At 63.3% G+C, this 18947-nt stretch carries 4 protein-coding genes; 2 read left to right on the plus strand and 2 right to left on the minus strand.

All coding sequences use genetic code 11. The annotated features are described in order from the left end of the window. Positions 1-5: 5 nt before the first annotated feature. Both K0B96_RS10785 and K0B96_RS10790 read right to left on the minus strand, forming a co-directional pair. Positions 6-3584, minus strand: a complete 3579-nt coding sequence (locus K0B96_RS10785; RefSeq protein WP_220160910.1) for a TonB-dependent receptor — start codon at positions 3582-3584, stop codon at positions 6-8. Continuing rightward, positions 3581-15418, minus strand: coding sequence for an immunoglobulin domain-containing protein (locus tag K0B96_RS10790; RefSeq protein ID WP_220160911.1), 11838 nt, complete (start codon positions 15416-15418; stop codon positions 3581-3583). The genes K0B96_RS10785 and K0B96_RS10790 overlap by 4 nt, the downstream gene beginning before the upstream one ends. 556 nt (positions 15419-15974) lie before the next feature. On the opposite strand from K0B96_RS10790, the gene K0B96_RS10795 reads away from it, so the two are divergent. Beyond that, positions 15975-17510 (plus strand): tetratricopeptide repeat protein, encoded by a 1536-nt coding sequence (locus K0B96_RS10795; protein ID WP_220160912.1) that lies wholly within the window; start codon positions 15975-15977, stop codon positions 17508-17510. 253 nt (positions 17511-17763) lie between these two features. Next, positions 17764-18828, plus strand: a complete 1065-nt coding sequence (locus K0B96_RS10800; RefSeq protein WP_220160913.1) for a LacI family DNA-binding transcriptional regulator — start codon at positions 17764-17766, stop codon at positions 18826-18828. Positions 18829-18947 lie beyond the last annotated feature (119 nt).

An 18947-nucleotide genomic window follows, 5' to 3' on the forward strand; every position in this document is an offset into this window, starting at 1 on the left:
AGGAACTACAACTCGAACGTCGTCGTCAGGATGAACTGTCGGGGGTCGACTATTCGGTAGGCGCTGGGAGTGCCGTCGGGGAAGGCGCGGATCGGTTTCAGGCCCCCAGCCTCCTGCAGGTTCCGGACGTTAAAGCGTATCGCGACGCCGTATTTGTTGAAGATTTTCGTCTTATACCCGAGGAAGGCGTCAAAATAGAAATGTGCCCCATCCCAGATGGGATTGTCGGCATCGAGGTGCGTGATCGGCTGGTTGTTCGCCAGCGCTTGCTGGTAGTTCTGACCATAATAACCGATGGCGCCTTTGTCCTCCCACCGCACCGCGCCACCGATGCTGAATTTCTTTGCGATGGCGTTGTCCGTGATGCCTTCCAACTGGAGGTTGGTGCTCAGCTTGAAGCCGTATCGACGCACCGCCGGTTGCGACTTGCCGAGGGTCTCGCGAATCACGCTGTAGGGCGCGTCGACAAAGCTCGCGTAGTTCGCCGCGGCCGTTTGGGAGCCACCATAGGTGGTATTGGTCCACCACAAGCGGTTGGCGCTGCCATCCGGCAAGGTCGCAAAGCGCGGGTCCTGAATCGTCGTCCAAAGCGGCAGACGTTCGTCGAGGTAATCTTGGATCGCGCCCGATACGTTTGTGTTCACCGCTTTCGTCTCGTTGGCGTTGAAAGCGACGGTCCAGAAGTTCGTTGGGTTGTAGTTGATCTCGATTTCCACACCTTTGCCGGTGATGTCGTTGGTCGCCGCGAGGGTGCCGTTGCGATAGTTGTCGACGAGGGCGGCGTAGCGGGCCGGGTCCAACTTGATTTCTTTGAACACCTCGGCCTCCACTTGGTCGGGCGTCCAACTCGGATTCAGCGCTGTCACCCAATTGGTCGCCTGGGTGTAGAGTTTAAAGCCGTCGGACTGACCAGCATCAATGTCGTGGCGGAGCACGCGTTGGGCGATGGTGTTGGCATCGCCATCGCGCGCGTTGAACTGCGTGTTTTCGTATTTGTTGACGCGCACGACCAGCTTGCCGTCGAGCATGTTCAACCAGAAGCCGTAGTCCTTGCCCTTGCCCGTGGTGTTGGGCAGTGGCTGCAGCTTGAGATCCACGGCGGGAGGCGCGGGAATGAAGTTATCTGACTGGTTATAGGTAAACGAGAGGCCTTGGAGGACCTCGCCGAAGAACCCTTTCGCGCCGCCCCCACTCTGCCAGCGCCGGACAAAGTCGAAATCGCGAAACGCGCGCACCACGACGCCGGCCGTTTGCGTGCGCCCACTGCTCGTGCGCCAGTCGGGCTGCCAACTGTTGATGCGGTCATAGTCGAAGACGGTGTTATCGGGGACGCCGGCGGCGGCGGCATCGGCGCCGGTCAGAAACCTCTGCGGGGTGGCACCGTTCTTCGAGTAAACCTTGTCGAGCCGGGCGCCGAATGTCGTGACGACTTTATCCTGAAGGAAGTGACTTTGGATCACGAAGCCCGGCGTCTTGATGATTTGCTTCAAATTGGCGGTGCCGCCAGTGCCATCAGTGGTGGGAAGCTGGCCGAGCGTGATCGGATCGTAGTGCCAGGAGCCGGTATTGCCCCACACGAAGGGATAAGTGCCGTAATTGTAGGAATGCGGCGCGTAGTCGACGTTGGTGCCGTTGGCATCGCCAACATAGTAGCGATAGAAGCCGCGCATGATATTGGGGCCGGCCTGCGGACCGCCCGCGATGCTGCTTTGATTGGCGCGCGCATAGTTGGGCACGATACCGCCGACACCGACAGCAGACCACGCGGTGTCCGAAGTCATGACATCGCGGTAAGCATATTGGCGGTTGATGCGGTATTTGTAATCCGCATAGGCGCTCATTTGATGCAGGCCGAGCCACTTGAGCCAGGTCGTCTCGTGCGTGAGATCGAGCGTATAAGCGAGCTGACCGCGATAGGTTTCCCACTTGGCGGGGGAAAGCGTCGTCCGCGGCTCAAGCACGCCGATGAAGGGACGGCCGAAGTTCGGGTTGGCGGTGCCGTCGAGGTTGCGGGTGTTGACGTCGACCCAGAGCTGGCCGGTCTGGCCGCTCGTGCCGGAGTTGCTGGCCGGCGTGCTCCGATAACGCTCGGCATCTTCCAGGAACAAGGCCGCGGAGGCCGCGAGCCGATGGCGTTCGGTGTTGAGCAGAATCTGATCGAGTTGCACGAGGTAGGTGTCCGTGCGATCGCCAAACTGATCGATGGAGGAAAGATTGATGCGCGACCAATCGTAGAGTTCCTGGCTGCTCGTGGTGGGGGTGGTGGTGAACAGCGGCTGGTTGTCAAAGCGGCCGGCCACCGTCGAAGGAAAGAGCAGCGAAGGGCTCGGTCCCATCAAACGAACGGTGCCGGAGTTGGCGGCGGGACTGTTGCCAGTCGTGGAAATGGGCGCGGTCCAATACGTGATGCCGGATCCATCGACGAAGATGTTGCTCCGCTGAAAAGCGCCGCCCGACCGGCTGAAGAAATTCGGGAGGTTCACATCGGTGATCGGGAGGTTACTGCCGGCGATCGTCGTGGGGACGTTCGGATTGGTGGTCGCGTTGTAAGCGGGATTCGCGCCGTAGGTTTGGCCGTTCAGCGTATAGGTTTGGGTGACCGGGTCCCAACCGGGGCGGCCGGCTTGCACCCACGCAGAAACGTAATCGCGAGGCGTGGTGTTATTCGGCCGGTTGCCCACGCCGTAGTAGCGCAGGTAGGAGGCGGAGAGCGTCGTGCTCTTAAACGGGCGCCATTTGATCATCGCATCGAGGCGCTTCGTATCGAAGCCGGACGGTTTGCGCAGGAAGCCATCGTGCTGATCGGCGCCGTTGATGCGGATGGCGAGCTTACCCTTCAGGATCACCTGGTTGATGTCGAAGGTCGCGCGCCAACCATCGTAACTGTCGGCGCGAAGCTGGGTTTTGACTTTGGTCCGCGAGAGGTTCGCAGCGATCGGCACCTGATTGACGGTGCCGGAAGGGTTGCCGAGGCCGAAGACGTTGGCGTTGGGACCGCGACTGACTTCGATGCCGTCCACGATGAGCGGATCGATCGGCGTGCGGCCCATCATCTCGAAATTGCCATAGGAGATATTGGCCGACGCAATGCCACGCACGCGATTGGCGCCGTTGGGGTTGCCTTGGGAATTATCGGTCACCTGGCCGTTGCGATCGACCGTCACGTCCGTGTAGGTGCCACTGCCCTCGGTATTGCCGGTGTAGAGAAAGATATCGTTGATATCGATCATCGCGAAGTCGTCCATCTGCTCCTTGGTGACCACCGAAATAGACGAGGCCAGGTCCTCGATCTTGGTGTTCAGGCGCGTGCCTGACATGGTGTTGGACGCGAAATAACCCTTCGTATCCGAAACGACTTCGAAGGGCGAAAGCACTTCGATTTCATCGCGGTGCTGCTCGGATTGCTCGGCACTTGATGCCACCGGCGGTGGCACCGCTGTGGGCAAAGGCGTGACGGGAGGGTGCTCATCGTGCGCGGGCGCGGCCGCGTCTTGCGCGACTGCGATCGAAACGGCGGCGGTGGCGAGGCAAACCGGAATCAGGACCAGCCGGCCCAAAAAGCGAAGCGAAGGTTGCGGGGTCATGAGTTTTTAATGGAGCTGAGACGACGAGCGCCGCGAGATTGCAGCCACCGAGCGGCGGCCAAGAGAGAAAGGGCGAGGTAGAACCATGCACCCGGTGCACCACCTCCCCCACCGCCACTATCGCTGCTGCCGCCAACGCCACCGGAGGACGGCGGATTGTTGACGGTGAGCGTGGCCGCATTGCTGGTCACGGTGCCCTGGCTGTTGGACACAACGACCGTGTATTGCCCGGCGTTGGAGGCTTGAACGTTGGTGACGGTGAGCGTCGTGGACGTCCCCGAGCTGACCTGGTTGCCGTTGAAATACCAACGATACGTGGGCGCCGGCTGCCCGGTCGCGGCCACGAAGAACTGGACGGTGGCGCCGGCGGTGACTGACTGGCTTTGCGGCTGCGTCTGGATAATCGGCGCGTTCGGGAAGACGCCTTGGCGCACGGTTTGGTTGACCGTGTCGGCAATATAGAACTCCCCGCTGGGCGCCTGAACGATGCCCGAGGGAAATTTGAACCGAGCCGCAGCTCCCACGCCATCGGCGCTGCCGAACGTGCCAGCCTGGCCAGCGACCGTGGTGACGACGCCACCCACGGACACAATCTTCCGGATGGTATGGTTGTCGGTATCGAGGACGAAGACGTTAAACGAGCCATCCACCGTCAGTGCTGACGGATGATTGAACCGCGCAGCGGTCGCGGTGCCATCGGCTGCGCCACTGCTGCCGGCAAGTCCGGCAATCGTCTTCACCACGCCGCCGGCGCTGACCGCGCGGATGGTGTTGTTCTCAGTATCGGCGACGTACAGGTTGCCATTGCGATCGACCGCGACGTCGGACGGCGCGTTGAAACGCGCTGCACTGCCCGTGCCGTCAACGGCCCCGGGTTGCCCCGCCAAACCGGCCACGGTGGTGACCTCCGTGGTCGCGAGATTCACTTTGCGAATCGTGTGATTATTGGTGTCCGCGACGTAGAGGCTGCTGTTCGCACCATCGGAGTAAAAGGCGACGCCTTGCGGGCCGAAGAACCGCGCCGCCGCCGTGCCGTCGGCCGAGCCTGATGTGCCCGCGAGGCCCGCGAGAGTGGAAACACTGCCCGATACGGAAATCCTCCGAATCGTGTGGTTCAACGTATCCGCCACGTAAACATTGCCCGAACTATCGACGGTAATCCCGGCGGGGGAATTAAACCGCGCGGTGGCGCCGGAGCCGTTGGCGGTGCCGGGGCTGCCGGCCGTGCCGGCAAACGTAGTCACCACCCCACCCGGTGCGATGCGGCGGATGACGTGGTTGTCCGTATCGGCAACGTAAATATTGCCGGTGGCATCGACGGCCACGGCCATCGGATCTCTGAACGTCGCCCCGGTGCCGGTGCCATCCGCGCTGCCCGCGGTGAGCACTTGTCCGGCGACCGTGGTGATCGTCATCGGCACGGCGGGTGCCGGCACGTCCTGCACGGAAAGCGTGAAGACCTGGGTGGCGTCCGCGCCCGACCCATTGTGCGCGGTCAAGACGAGATGATAAATGGCGCCGACCGTCCCGTTGGGCGGCGTGCCCGCCAGAACACCCGTGGCGCTATTGAGCGTCACCCAATCCGGCAGGCCCGCAGCGGCGAACGTCGAAGCAGGAGCGCCGGAGGCGGTAATCGTGAACGAAGCGGGCAGACCGATCGTAAACGTAGTGCTGCTGGCACTCGTAATGACGGGTGCCTGACTGAGGGTTGGCGTCGCGGCCTCGATCACCGTCGAATTGGCGCTGGGGCCGACGTCGTTGTAGGCGCGCACGCGGTAATAGTAACTCGTGCCCGCGCTCAACCCGGCAATGTTGCGGCTCAAATTTGTGCCCACATCGAAGCCGTTGTAGCCATTGAGAAACGTGGCAAAAGAACTGTCCGTCGAAACATCAAGCAGGTAGCCCTGCGCGTTATCGACTGCGTTCCAGTGCGCGGTGAATCCGCCACTCGCGAGGTTCGTCGCCGGTTGCGCCACGGGCGCAGGGGGCGCCATCGGCGGAATCGTGACTGTCAACACCGCAGGCGTCGAGGTCGCGGCCCCCACCGCATTGGACACTTTCACCGTGTAACTTCCGGAATCGGCCACCACCACGCCCGTGAGCGTGAGGCTGGCGGTCCCGGTCCCCGACAAAGCGCCACCGTCGGCGAGATTTACTCCATCCTTCTTCCACTGATAGCTCAGCGGAGCGGTGCCCGTCGCGACGACAGAGAGTGTGACGTTATCGCCTTGGAACGCCGCTTGCGACACCGATTGCGAGGTGATGAGCGGCGGCGTTTGCACGGCCAACGTCGCGCTCGCGCTGGTGACGGACCCGCCGTCGTTGGTCACGACCACCGCGTAATCCGCCGAATCCGCCGGCTGAACGCCAGTGAGCGTGAGCGTTGCGGTGCCGGTTCCGGAAACACGGCCACCATCGCCGAGGGCGTTGCCGTCCTTCGTCCAATGGTAGCTGAGCGGCGTGGCGCTGCTCGCCTCGACGGTCAGCGTCACTGTAGAACCAGTGGCCACCGTTTGGCTCACCGGCGGGGTGTTGATCGTCGGCAACGTGCCCGAAGTGCTGACTGACAATTGCGCGCCTTTGCTCGTCGATGAAACGGGTAGGCTGTCAGGGGCCAGCACGCTGCTCGCGGTGTTATAGCCGTCGAGCGTGTTGGCGACGGTGCAGGTGTAGGCACCGGCGTTACCGTTGCGCGCGCCGGTAATCGTCAGCGTGGCGGATTGCGCACCGCTGACGACGGAGCCGTTGGACTGTGCGCCATCGACCAAGGCGATGCCTTCGCGGCGCCATTGATAAGTGGGCGCGGTGCCGTTCACGCCGCTCGTGCCCGCCGCGACGACGGTGAACGTCGCGGTTTGCCCGGGCGCGATGGCTTGCGCGGCTGGCTGACCGGTGATCGCGAGTGCATTGGCCGTCGTCAAACCGGTGAAGCTCGTCGTGCCGGAGTATTGCACGTCAGCGACGTTGTAGAGTTCGAGGCCAGGTCCGCCGGCAATGCTGACGTTGTTCAACGACACATTACTGATCAGGCCGTTCGCGAGCGGCAGCCCCCAGATGATGCTATACCCACTGGCGCCGGTCGCGGTGAGATTGTTGATGGCGATATTTTTCCAAACCGAGACGGTGGCCGCCGCCAGTGGGTTGGGCGGCGTGACATTCCAAGCTTTGACCTTGGTCGGCGTGGTCTGATTACTCCCGGAAGTCGCTCCGGGATTTCCGACTTGGTTGTAGTAACTATAGAAGACGATGGGATATTGAACGTTTGTCATCGTGATATCCGAATACGTCAGATTTTGCACGACGCCGCCCTGGGTGGCATCCGCCTTGAGGCGCAAGCCGCTGGTGGTGCCGTTAAACGTGCAGCGCAATACCGTGAGGCCGTCGAGGCCGAGATTGGTCTGACCACCGACGGACAAACCGTGGCCGGTGCCAAAGGTGCAATCGGCGACGGTGATGTTACTGCACGGTCCGTTGGCGGCTTTGATGGCGATGTTGTCATCGCCGACCGAAATCGTGCAGTTTTGGATCAAGACATTAGTCGCGGTCGGGTCGACGCCGTCGGTGTTGGGCGACGACGAAGGCGCCGTGACCGTGAGGCCGAAGATGGTGACGTTGGAATTGCTGGTGCCGCCGCTCCCGCTCATCGCGAGGTGAAACTGCGGCGAGTTTTGCAACGTGATACCGCTCACCAGAACGTTGGCCGCCCGCGTGAACTGCAGCAGGCGGGGGCGGCTGATCGTGCTATCGTTGTTATACGCCGTCCACCATGCAGCACCGTCACCTTCGATGACGCCATTGCCGGTGATCGCAATATTCGTCGCCCCACTCGCGATACTGATGAGATCGGCGGGCGAAGTCGTGCTATTGGGATAGGTGCCATACGGCAACGCGCGCAAGATGGCGCCCCCGTCGATCTGCAGATTCATGTTGCTGCGCAGCGTCAGCGGTCCGGTCAGATACGGGCTCGCCGCCGCCGGGATTTCGATGGTGCCGCCGCCAGCCGCCTGTGCCGCGTTGATCGCCGCCTGGATGGACGCCGTGTTATTGGTGGTGCCATCGCCGACCGCGCCATAATCCACGACGTTGAATACGCCTGCGGGGATGATCGGTTGCGTGGGCAACGTCGCCGAGGCCGGCGCGACGGTCGTCAGAACCGCCGTGGCGCTCGTCGTGGTGCCGCCGCCGTTGGTGACGCCGACGGTATAGTTGCCACCGTCGCTCGAGTCGAGGCCGGTCAACGTAAGGGTCGAGGCGGTCGCACCAGCGATGTCGGACCCGCTTTTTTTCCATTGATAGGACAGCGGGCCGACGCCTGTCGCGAAAACACTCAGGCTGACGCGAGAGCCGAGCAAAGCCGATTGCGTGAGCGGCTGCACGACGATCGCCGGCGGCGGCGCCGTCACGGTCAACACCGCCGCATCGCTCGTCACCGTGGTCACGCTGTTGGTGACGTCCACGGTGTAGGAACCGGCGTCGCCATTCTGCAAATTCGCGACGGCGAGCGTGGCCGTCGCCGATCCGGTGATGCGCGCATTATCACTGAGCGCGACGCCGTCCTTCTTCCATTGATAAGTGATCGGCGTGCTGCCGGTCACCGCGACCGAAAAGCTGGCGCTCGTGCCGGCAGCGAGGGTTGCCGATTGCGGTTGCGCGGTGATCGTCGGGGCCACCGGAGCCGAACTGACGGTCAGCGTCGCCACCGTACTCGCTACGGAGGCCGCGGCGTTCGTGACAACAAGTTTGTAATCGCCGGAATCCGCAAGTTGGACGCCGGCGAGAGTCAGCGTGTCGGTCGTGGCGCCGGAGATGATCCCACCGTCGTTCAAATCGACATTGTTTTTCTGCCACCGGTAGCTCAATGGGGCGCTGCCTGTCGCCGCCGCGCTCAAAGTCACTGTCGCCCCCACCGTGGCCGATTGTGTGGCGGGCTGCGTGGTGAAGACGGGAGGCGCAGCCAGCTTTGTGACATGTAAATCGAGAATGCTCGGCGCCGGGCCGTAGGAGGAGTAGAACATCAGCGAATCGAAACTCGCGACGACCGGACCGGAGGTCTGGCTATACGAGTAGGTCATCACCGTCGTGCCACCGCTCTTGACCGTGTAGCTGAGGTCGATCTCCGAAGCCGAAACGTAAGTTATATTGAATGTCGCGGTATAGACAGTTGTCGCATCATTCAGGATCGCCCCGGCCGTGCCGCCGCCCGAGCCGAGCAGACCGAATGTCCCGGTGGCCGCCAGATCGGTCGACGTGGGACCGATAATCTGGGTGCTGCCGCTCGCGGCGACAGAGGTGCCGGTGCGCGTCCAGAAGGATAACGTATCGGTGGAAGCGGTGGTGGCGGCTTTGGTATCGATAATATAACCCGAGTAGCCCCGCGCCGTATTGCCGGTCGGCGTGCCGGTCAGGCTGTTGGACGTGGCGGGAGCGTAGCGCGCGGAAATCGTGGCGGCGGCGTCATTGGTGGCGGCGCCATTGCCGCCGCTGTTCAAAAGCGCGAGACGGAAGTTGCCAGGATTTTCGGCCGGAGTGGACGCTCCGAAAACGAATGTCACATTGGCCGAGAGCGTTTCGCCGAGCCCCAACGAAATCGGTGCCGCGGACGGCGCGAAGTAGGCCATCAGGCCGCGCGTGCTCCCCGAGGATGTGCCGAGCGAAGTGCCGGGCTTGTAAGCGATGTTCGCAGTGCCAAACGACACCCAAGGCGCTTGCGTGGCGGTAGGCGTAAGGAAACCGTTGGCATCGGTCGCGAGACCGGCGTTTACCGCGGCGGCGGTCACGGCATCGTGGACGACGGTCACGCCGGCGGGTGCGGCGAGCGTGGTCGCGCTCACGGTGTTGGAAGCGGCGGTTGCCAAGCTGCCGTTAACGGCGCGCACGCGATAGAAGTACGTCGAAGTCGCGGCCAAACCGGTGACCGCGGAAGAGGTGACGTTGCCCACATCCAAATTCTGAAATCCGCTGACGAACGCGGTGAACCCGCTGTCCGTCGCCACGTCGAGCTGGTAAGTCGTGGCGCCGCCGACGGCGCTCCAGTTGGCCGTGAAGTGGCTCTCGGTGACGAGGGTGGCCGCGCTGGCCGTGGGCGGACTTTGGACCGTTAAGGTCGCGTCGGCGCTGGTGACCGTGCTCGGCGCAGCGTTGGAGACGTCGACCGTGTAAACCCCCGCGTCGCCCGCAACGGCGTTGGTGATGGTCAACGTATTGGTCGAAGAGCCGGCGATGTGTCCGGCGCTGTCACTGACGACATTGGTGTCTTTCTTCCAGACATAGGTGAAAGGTCCAGTGCCGGAAGCGGCCACCGTGAAGGTCACCGTGCCGCCGGCGTTGACGGCCTGGCTGGCTGGCTGCGTAGCGATGGTGACCGCCACCGCGCCTGCGGTTACGGTCAATGTCGCGGGATCGCTCGTGACCGATCCGGCGGCGTTGGTCACGACCACTTCATAAGCGCTGTTCGAGTCCGAGAGTTGTACATTGGTCAACACGAGCGAAGCCGAGGTTGCGTTGCCAATTTCGACAAAAGCCCCCGCCCCCACCCGCTTCAGCCATTGATAGCTGAGCGACGTGGAACTGGTGGCGGCGACGGTGAAAGTCACATTGCTGCCGATGGTCACGGACTGACTCGCCGGCTGCGTCGTGATCGAGACCGGGGCTGGTGGCGTGGCGACGTTGATGGTGTTCGACGAGGCGCTGGTTCCATCGGTGTTCACCGCGCGCACACGATAATAGTACGTAGTGTTGTCGCTGAGGCCCGTGATGGCCTGCGTGAGGACATTGCCGACGTCGCGATTAGCGTAGCCGCTTACAAAACTGCCAAAGAATTCGTCTGTGGAAACATCGAGGCGGTAGCTCGTGGCGCCTGCGCCCGCGCTCCAGTTTGCCGTAAACCCGGCGGTGCTGGGGCCAGTGGCCGCCGTCGCCACCGGCGCAGCAGGAGGAGAGGTCACCGTCAATGCGACCGAATCGCTCGAAGCGGTGCCGCCGGCGTTGGAAACCGCCACAGTGTAGTTGCCGGTGTCGCCGGAGACGGCGTTGCTGATCGTCAACGTGTCGGTGGTCGCGCCCGCGATATGTCCCGCTTCGTCGACCAGATCGACCCCGCCCTTGGCCCATTTGTAGCCGAGAGGAGCATCGCCGGTTGCGGCGACGGTGTAGGTGACCGTCGCACCCGCCGCCACGGACTGGCTTCCGGGCGAGGGCTCCGTCGTAATGCTCGGCGCGACGACTGTCGTCGTGTAAGTGACGTCAAAGAGGCGAAAGTCGATCGTGGTGGCCGTCAAAGCCGCGGAGCTGGGCCGTACATCGAACGTATCGAACGTGAAGGTGCTCGGGCTGGGGTCGCTATATGAAACGCTCGCGCTGCCGGTATCGTTGAAGGTGCCGCCGGACATCGTCGCCACGATATCGAGCGTATTCGGCGTGCCCGCGATGCGCGTAAAGGTGATGGTAAACGTATAATCGGTGCCATCGTCGTAGCCGTGGACATTCTTCGGCGCGCCATTGGCGAGGGCAGTCCAGTTCCCGGAAGTCCCGAGCAAGTTGCCCGCCACTCCGGCGCCCAACGCCCACTTTCGCAATTGGAACGAATTACTATTCCCGAGCGAGGCGCCCATGTTCATGAACATCGCGTAGCCGGTGTAAGCGGCCGACGGAATGCTGCCATCCGCGGTGACGCGCGAGTCCGCCGGCGCTTGGGCCACCGCCAGGTTAAACCCTTGGCTGGAATTGGTGGCGTTCACGCCCGTCGTCCTGAACACCCATTTGAGCGTCATGCTGTCGCCCGCCTTCGCGAGCGTGACCGGAGTCGCCGCGGGCGTGAAGTAGGTGAAAAGCGTTTGGGACGCGGTGTCCTCGGTGGCGGTCATCGCACCGGAACTCACAGTGAGAGTGCCCACGCCGCCTTGAAACCACTGTGATTCGAGATCGCCGTCGCTATCGGCATCCGTCCCCTTTACGCCATTGTTCTCGGCGTAGCCGTCCGTGGCGCTTGGGTCGGTGCGGGTGCCATCCTGCCACGTGTCGTGCACGAGCGCGGTCGTAACCTGGGCGCGCAAGGTGGCGGCGCTGCCGGCCAACACCAAGACAGCGGCGAAGATGAATAACGTGGAGTGACGCATGAAAGAGAACCTCCGCTCGCGTCGCCGGCTCAGCCAGCGGGCGGCGGCCGCGACGACCAGCGCGAAGTAGAACCACCAGCCCGGTGCGCCGCCGCCACCGCCGGGCAGGCTCACCGGCGGCGCCGACGTGGCGGTGACGACGAGGCCGGCGGAATTACTCGTGACGCTCCCCAGCGAGTTGGTGACCACGACGGTGTAATCACCCGCGTTCGCGGCGGAAGCGGCGCTCACCGTATACGTGTCGCTCGTGGCATTCGGAACCACGTTGCCGTTCAAATACCACTGATACGTGGGCGCCGGACGGCCGGTGGCTTTGACCGTGAACTGAGCGCTGGCTCCGCTCGCCACGGACAGGCTTTGCGGGTGGGTGACGATGACCGGCCCATGCGGCACACCCGCGGAGCGCACGGTGTTGTTGTCGGTATCGGCTATATACAGATCGCCCGCCGAATTGACAGCGATGCCGCCTGGTGAGTTGAAGCGTGCCGCCGTGCCAATGCCGTCGACACTGCCGGGTTTGCCGGCCTGCCCGCCGACAGTCGTGACGACGCCAAGGGCGGAAACGATTTTGCGCACGGTGTAATTGTCGGTATCGACGACATAGACGTTGAACGCGCTGTCGACCGTGACGCCATAAGGATGATTGAAACGCGCTCCCGCGCCGGTGCCATCGGCGGCGCCGGTGCTGCCCGCCAAACCGGCGAGCGTGGTCACCGCGCCATCGGGCGTGACGAGGCGGATGGTGGCATTATCCGTATCGGCGACGTAAACATTGCCGTTGGCGTCGACCGCCACTCCGTAAGGCGCATCGAAGCGTGCCGCGCCGCCCACGCCATCAACGCTGCCCGGCTGGCCCGAAAACCCCGCCAGCGTGCTGACGGTCCCGGACGCGAGCACGATTTTGCGCACCGCATGGTTGTTGGTGTCGGCGATAAAGAGATTGGCGCCGGTCGCGTCGAGCGCGAGGCCCTGTGGCCAGGAGAATCGGGCGGCGGCGTTCGTGCCGTCCGCGCTGCCAGCCTGCCCCGGCGAACCGGCGATCGTCGTCACGGCACCCGCCGCGGTGACTTTGCGGATGATGTGATTGAGCGTGTCAGCCACATAGACGTTGCCTGCGGCATCGACGGCGATGCCGGATGGCGCGTCGAAGGTGGCCGCGGTGCCGGCGCCATCGGCGCTACCCGCGACGCCCGCCTTCCCCGCCAGCGTCGTGACCACGCCCGCCGCGGTTATTTTGCGAATAGTATGGTTGCCAGTATCGGCCACGTAAGCGGTGCCGCCTCCGTCAACCGCGATGGCCGCGGGGTGATTCAAACGCGCGGCGGCGCCCGTCGCGTCGGTCGTGCCGACGGATCCCGCGGTGCCAGCGAGCGTGGTGACAGTCAACGGTTCGCCCGCGGATGGGACCGCTTGGACGACGAGCGTGAAAATCTGGGTGCCGTTGGGCGATTTGTCGTTCTGCGCGGTGACATTGAGTGTGAACGTCGTCGAGCTCAGCCCTGCACCGATGGTGCCCGCCGGGGGCGTGCCGCTCAACACGCCGGTCTGCGGATTGAGCGTCGCCCAAGCCGGGAGTCCGCTCGCGGTAAACGTCGGCGGCGGGGCGCCCGTCGCGGTAAACGTAAAGGTGCCGGGGACGCCTTCGGTGAAGGTCGTGCTCGCCCCACTCGTGATCTGCGGCGCCACAGGCGGCTGCACGCGCACCAAGATGGTATTGGAGCTCCCGCTGGTGCCGCTGCTGTTATAAGCCCGCACGCGATAATAGTAATTGGTATTGATCGCCAGGCCGCCCACGTCGTCGCTCAAAACCGGTCCGACATCGAGATCTTGGAAGCCCGCGACGAAGCTGCCAAAGCCGGCATCGGTCGCCACGTCCAGGCGATAGCCCGTCGCGTTGGCCACACTGTCCCAGCGCGCGGTGAACCCGTTTTCGTTGATATTGCGCGCCAGTTCGGCGACCGGCGCGGCCGGGCGGGGCGCGGCATTAACGGTCACCTGCGCGGCCGAGGATGTCACTTGCGCGGCAAAATTGGCGACAGTCAGCGTATAGCTGCCGGTTTCATCGAGGCGCACGCTGTTCAATGTCAGCGTCGCTGTTGCGCTGCCGGAGGTGCGGCTGTCATCCGCCAATGCCACACCGTCTTTATACCATTGAAAAACAAACGGTGGCGGACCGGACACCGTGGCGGCGAGGACAACGGTCGCGCCTTCAAAGACGGTTTGCCCCGTCGGCTGCGTATCAATTGCTGGCGGAGTCGCGGGAAAAACACCGAGCGTGGCCGCGGCACTCGTCACGCTCCCATATGAGTTCGTGATCGTCACCGTGAACGTTCCGGCATCCGTGAGCTGAGCGCCCGTGATCGTAAGCGTCGCGGTCGTCGCGCCGGAATAGACGCCACCGTCGCTGACCGGTGTGCCGTCTTTGCTCCAGACGTAAACGAGTGGCGGCGCCCCTTGCACGCCGACGGTGAACGACGCTGTCTGGCCTTCGAAAATCGTATGGTCGGGCGGTTGCGTGGTGATGACCGGTGCCGTCAGCACCATCAGCGTGGCCGCAGCGCTGGTAACGGAACCGGCGCTATTGCTCACGACCACGGTGTAGCTGCCGCTATCGGCCGGCTGGACATTGGTCAAAGCGAGTGTCGCGTCCGTGGCGGCGTCAATGGCCACACCATCTTTCTTCCATTGATAACTCGGCGTCGGTGCGCCCGTCGCGACTACGGAGAAATTGACCGCAGTGCCGGCCGGTGCCGTCTGGCTGGCCGGATCGGTGGTGATCGTCGGCGAGATCGAGGTGCGGGAGATAAGAAAATCGGTGACGGCCAGCGACGCATTATAGGTCGAGAGGATCATGAACGTATCGAAACCCACGAGCGGTGTGTCGGATGTTTCCGTGACCGCGTAGGTCATCACGGTGGTGCTGCCACTCGTGACCGAATACGAAAGCGCCATTTGCTTGTCGGCGACGCGACGCACGGAGAACTGGGCGACATACGAAGTGCCGTCGTTGGCGATCGCACCGACCGTGCCGCCGCCCGCACCGGGCAGCAACTGGCTGAAGGCCGAGTTGGTCGCGAGATCGCTGGATGTCGGTCCGAGCCACTGCTGACTGCGGCCCGGCGCCCCATCGCGACGCCAGAACGCGAGCGAATTGGTCGACGGCGTCGGAGAAGCCGTCGAGTCGACGATATACGCGGAGTAGCCACGCGGGGTGTTGCCGCCGCTCGTCAAACTAAAGTTGTCCGCAATCACGCGGGCCGCCGGCGGCAGTTCGCCATCAGGGCGGGGATTGGCGCTGGCGCCGTCGTTGACCGCCCGGCCGTTGCCGCCGCTGTTGAGAAACGCGAGGCGGAAGTCCCCCGTGCTGGACGCGCCGGAACCTCCCGAATAGTTAAACTTCACGGTCGCCGTGAGCGTTTCTCCCACTGCCAGTGATGCGACCGTGGTCGACGGCGTGAAGTAGGCCATCAATCCACGATTGCCGGCCGACGCGCCGACCGAGGCGTTTTGATTATAGACCAAGGCGGCGCCGCCTGCATACCAAACGGCTTGGGTGGCGGTCGGCGCACGGAAACCGTTCGCGTCGACATCGAGGCCGGCATTGGCGGCCGGCGCAGCGAAAGTGTCGTGCAAGATGGGCGTCGTCACGGTCGCCGCTGAAAGAGCGGTGGCAGCGCCCAGCAAGGGCAACGAAACCAGCGAACGAAAAAAATTGGACATACTCATAGTGGGGACTGGGGCAGAATGCGACCGGGGGGCGTCGGGTAATTAGCTGGCTGGGCGGACGACGGCGAGCACAGAGACACGGCCAGCTCGGTTAACACAGGGATAAAGAAAACGCAGGAAAACGCTTGGTTGACCATGCCGGATGGCGTCGTCGAAGTAAGCGGGAGAAAGCGTCATAAGAATCAGATCGAGCCAACCACTGGAGGGTCTCGGGAGATTAGAACGTTAACTAGGAGGCGGGGTATAAATCTTCGGAAAGGCAGGGCGACCGAAGGACAGCCCGAGGAGCTTAACAAGCTGCACCCTGCGCGCATCGTTGACTAGGGGAACCGGCCGGCCGGCATCGCGGCTGGGATGTTGTTTATATAGCGGCCTGACCCGCGATTTTATTGGGAGTAAAACATCCGGGCCTGTCCGCGACGCCGCCGGCGTTCCCGCGATTTTAAGTTGTCGGCGGTCGGCGGTTGTCATTGGTCTTGCACGTTCCGCGCTCGCGCGTCGCCTCCCTTCAATGCGGAACGCCTCGCTCGCTCCCGCGCTCCCCTCACCCGTGACTTCACCTAACTCCGCCGAAATCTTCCGCCGTTGGTTGCTCGCGGTCGCCGTCTTCGCGGTATTGATCTTCTTTTTTAGTCCCTGCTGGGGAGCCTTTCTTCTCTGGGCTCGCGTGCCCGAGATGCAAATGATGCTTGAGGTTCGACGCGGCGCGAGCGTCCTCGCCCAAGTCGATCATTTGGGCGGCCCCATCGCTGATCCGCTGCATCGGGCGATCCAATGGCGGTTGTTGTTTCCAAGCCTCGGCCGGCTTTTGCATTTGCCGCCAGCGATCCTGTTCGGCCTGGCCGACGTCGGCTGCGTGCTTGTATTAGGTTATCTCATCGCACTGCTGCGTCGGCAAGGGCTCGCGTGGCTGCAGTGCGGGTTGGCCGGAATCGCGCTTGGCGCGGCTTCTTGGTTCTTCACCTCCACAGGCTGGCTCGGCTACTGGGATTCGTGGATCGCGCTGGCCTTGCTGCTGGTCGCCTTCGCCGACGTCCGCCAATGGGCTTGGTTTGCATGCGTCTGGGCGCCTTGGATTGATGAACGCTTCGTTCTCGCCGCCCCGCTCGCTCTCCTCTGTCGCTCCGTGCTCGATGCCGCGGGAGCGCTGCCGGCGACAGCTCGCTTTCGCTGGCGCACGGACCTCGCGGTGCCCGCGGTTTTGCTGGCCGCTTTTGTCGTCGTGCGCCTCGGCGTGTTAGGCAGGTATTCCAGTTCTGAGGCCACGATTTCGGGCTACATGGGACTGCGCCACTATCTGGATGCTCCGTTGAGCCGGATCGCGCTCGGTATCTGGGACGGGTTGCGCGTCGGTTGGTTTTTTGCCGGCGCTGGCTTTTTTCTTTTGTGGAAACACCCGGCCTCGGCACCCGCTGCTTCGCGAGCTCCGGAACTTATCCGCCAAGGGTGGCTGCTGGCCGCCGCCGTCGTGCTGGTCGTGGGAATTGGGCTCGCCACAGCACAAGACTATAGCCGCTCCATGACGATGGTGCTGCCCGCCAGCGTGCTGGGAGTGATCCTCCTCCATCGTCTCGACATCGGTTGGCTGACGCGCGCCTTGTGGGTTGGCGCCTGCGCCGCCGTCCTGCTGCCGGCGCATCATGTGATGAACGACCGCGTTAATCCCATTTTCTACCTCTACCACGAACTGGCTGCGCTCCATACGCCGCCGCGCGTCGCCATGCCTGAACTCTACGAACTGCGGGCCATCCATGAAATGGAACGCGGCGATACCGCTTCCGCTCAAACCGACCTCACTCTTGCCATCAAACTCGCGGTCAATCCCGCCTCACCCGCGCGTCAACGCGGCCTCCTCGCGGCGAGCCAAGGCCGCTGGCCCGACGCCCTGCGCGACTTCTCGCTGGCCGTCGACCACGATGCGCAAAACCCGGAGTCGTGGTTCATGCGCGCCCAAGCCAATCTCGCGCTCGGCCAAACCGCCGCGGCCCGTTCGGATTTCGATCACGCGCTTACCTTGGCGCCTCCCGGTTGGGCGGCTCGGCCCGATGTGGTGCGCTTCCTTGCTCGCTTAACACGCACGTCGTGACGCCCGCCTCCCGCGCGGGGCAAACGCATTCGAGACCGTCCCGACCCGAGCCGTGGGCGGACCGCGTTTCCTCCCTCTCCATGTCGACGCAGCCTCGGCGGTGACTAAGGTGAACGCACCGTGCTTGCGGGCGGTTGAAAAATCAGTTCGTCTACCGCTCGTTCAACGCAACCTGCGGCCCGCCTCATCAATCGATCCGACGGACGCAAGTCTTTGACGGCTTTCTTCTCCTTCTCATTTTCGCCTCCCCGTAGTGCAGAACGAAACGACACTTCAGGACGTTGCCCAAGCGGCCGGTGTGCACCGGACCACCGTCTCGCTTTCCCTTCGTGATAATCCCCGGATTCCGCAGGCCACTCGCGACCGCGTCAAAGCCATCGCCCGCGAACTTGGTTACCGCACCAACCCCTTGGTGTCGGCGCTGATGCAGGTCCGCCGTTCCGGCAAGCCGCCGAAACAGGCCACGATTGCCTTCGTTACGAATTACCCGACGCGTTACGGCTGGAAACCAGAGCACCACGACCGTCCTGACTTCTTTCCCGGTGCCGCCGCTCGCGCCGAAGACTTTGGCTATAAAGTCGAACACTTCTGGCTCGCCGAACCCGGCATGACGCCCCACCGCTTTTGCGACATTCTCTCCGCGCGCGGCATTAATGGACTTATCATCGGCCGCCTCCCCACCGGCCAGGATTCGCTCGAATTGGAGTGGGATCGCTTCTCTTGCGTGGCCCTGGGCATGACGTTGCGCTCGCCCATTCTCCACCACGTGACGGAAAACCATTTTGATACCGTCTGGCAGGCCATGGAGCGATGTGTCGAACGCGGTTACCAGCGCATCGGATTCGCGTTTACGGATAAACAAGACAGCCCTCACGTCGGCGACCGCTGGCTTGGAGCGTATTTGCGCCAACAGCTCCGGCTGCCCGCGAAAAATCGCCTGCCGGTCTGTCCGCAGGATCCGACCAACGAAGAGCAGTTTCGGAAATGGTTTCTCGACCACGAGCCCGATGCACTCCTCGTCAACAATCCGCGCCTCGCGGTCGAATGGTTGAAAAAAATCGGCCGCCGTGTCCCGGGCGACGTGGCCATGGTCGCGCTGGAACACCGGCGTGAACTCGCGTGCACGGGTGTGTTTTACGACCCCGCAAAAATCGGAGCACTCGCCGTCGAAATGCTCATCGGCCTGATGCACCGCAACGAAGCCGGCGTGCCCGCAGTGCAGCATGAAATTCTGCTCACCGGCGCGTGGCACGAGGATTGTATGTTGCCCGTTCGCGTCCGCCGCGAGATGAAGCCGGTTCCCGCCAACCGGTCGTAGGCGACCACGGCGGCGCAGGACTTGCCCGCGCTCGTCCGGTCACGCTTCTAAGCGGACTTTTCGGAGGCCTTCTGGCGCTGATACTTGCGCGCCTGGAGGGAGTTGAAGAGTGCACCAAA

Source organism: Horticoccus luteus (assembly GCF_019464535.1).
GTDB lineage: Bacteria > Verrucomicrobiota > Verrucomicrobiia > Opitutales > Opitutaceae > Horticoccus > Horticoccus luteus.

Coding starts and splice junctions, on each gene's coding strand:
- K0B96_RS10790 (WP_220160911.1), bottom strand. CDS start 15,418: ATGTCCAATTTTTTTCGTTCGCTGGTTTCGTTGCCCTTGCTGGGCGCT.
- K0B96_RS10785 (WP_220160910.1), bottom strand. CDS start 3,584: ATGACCCCGCAACCTTCGCTTCGCTTTTTGGGCCGGCTGGTCCTGATT.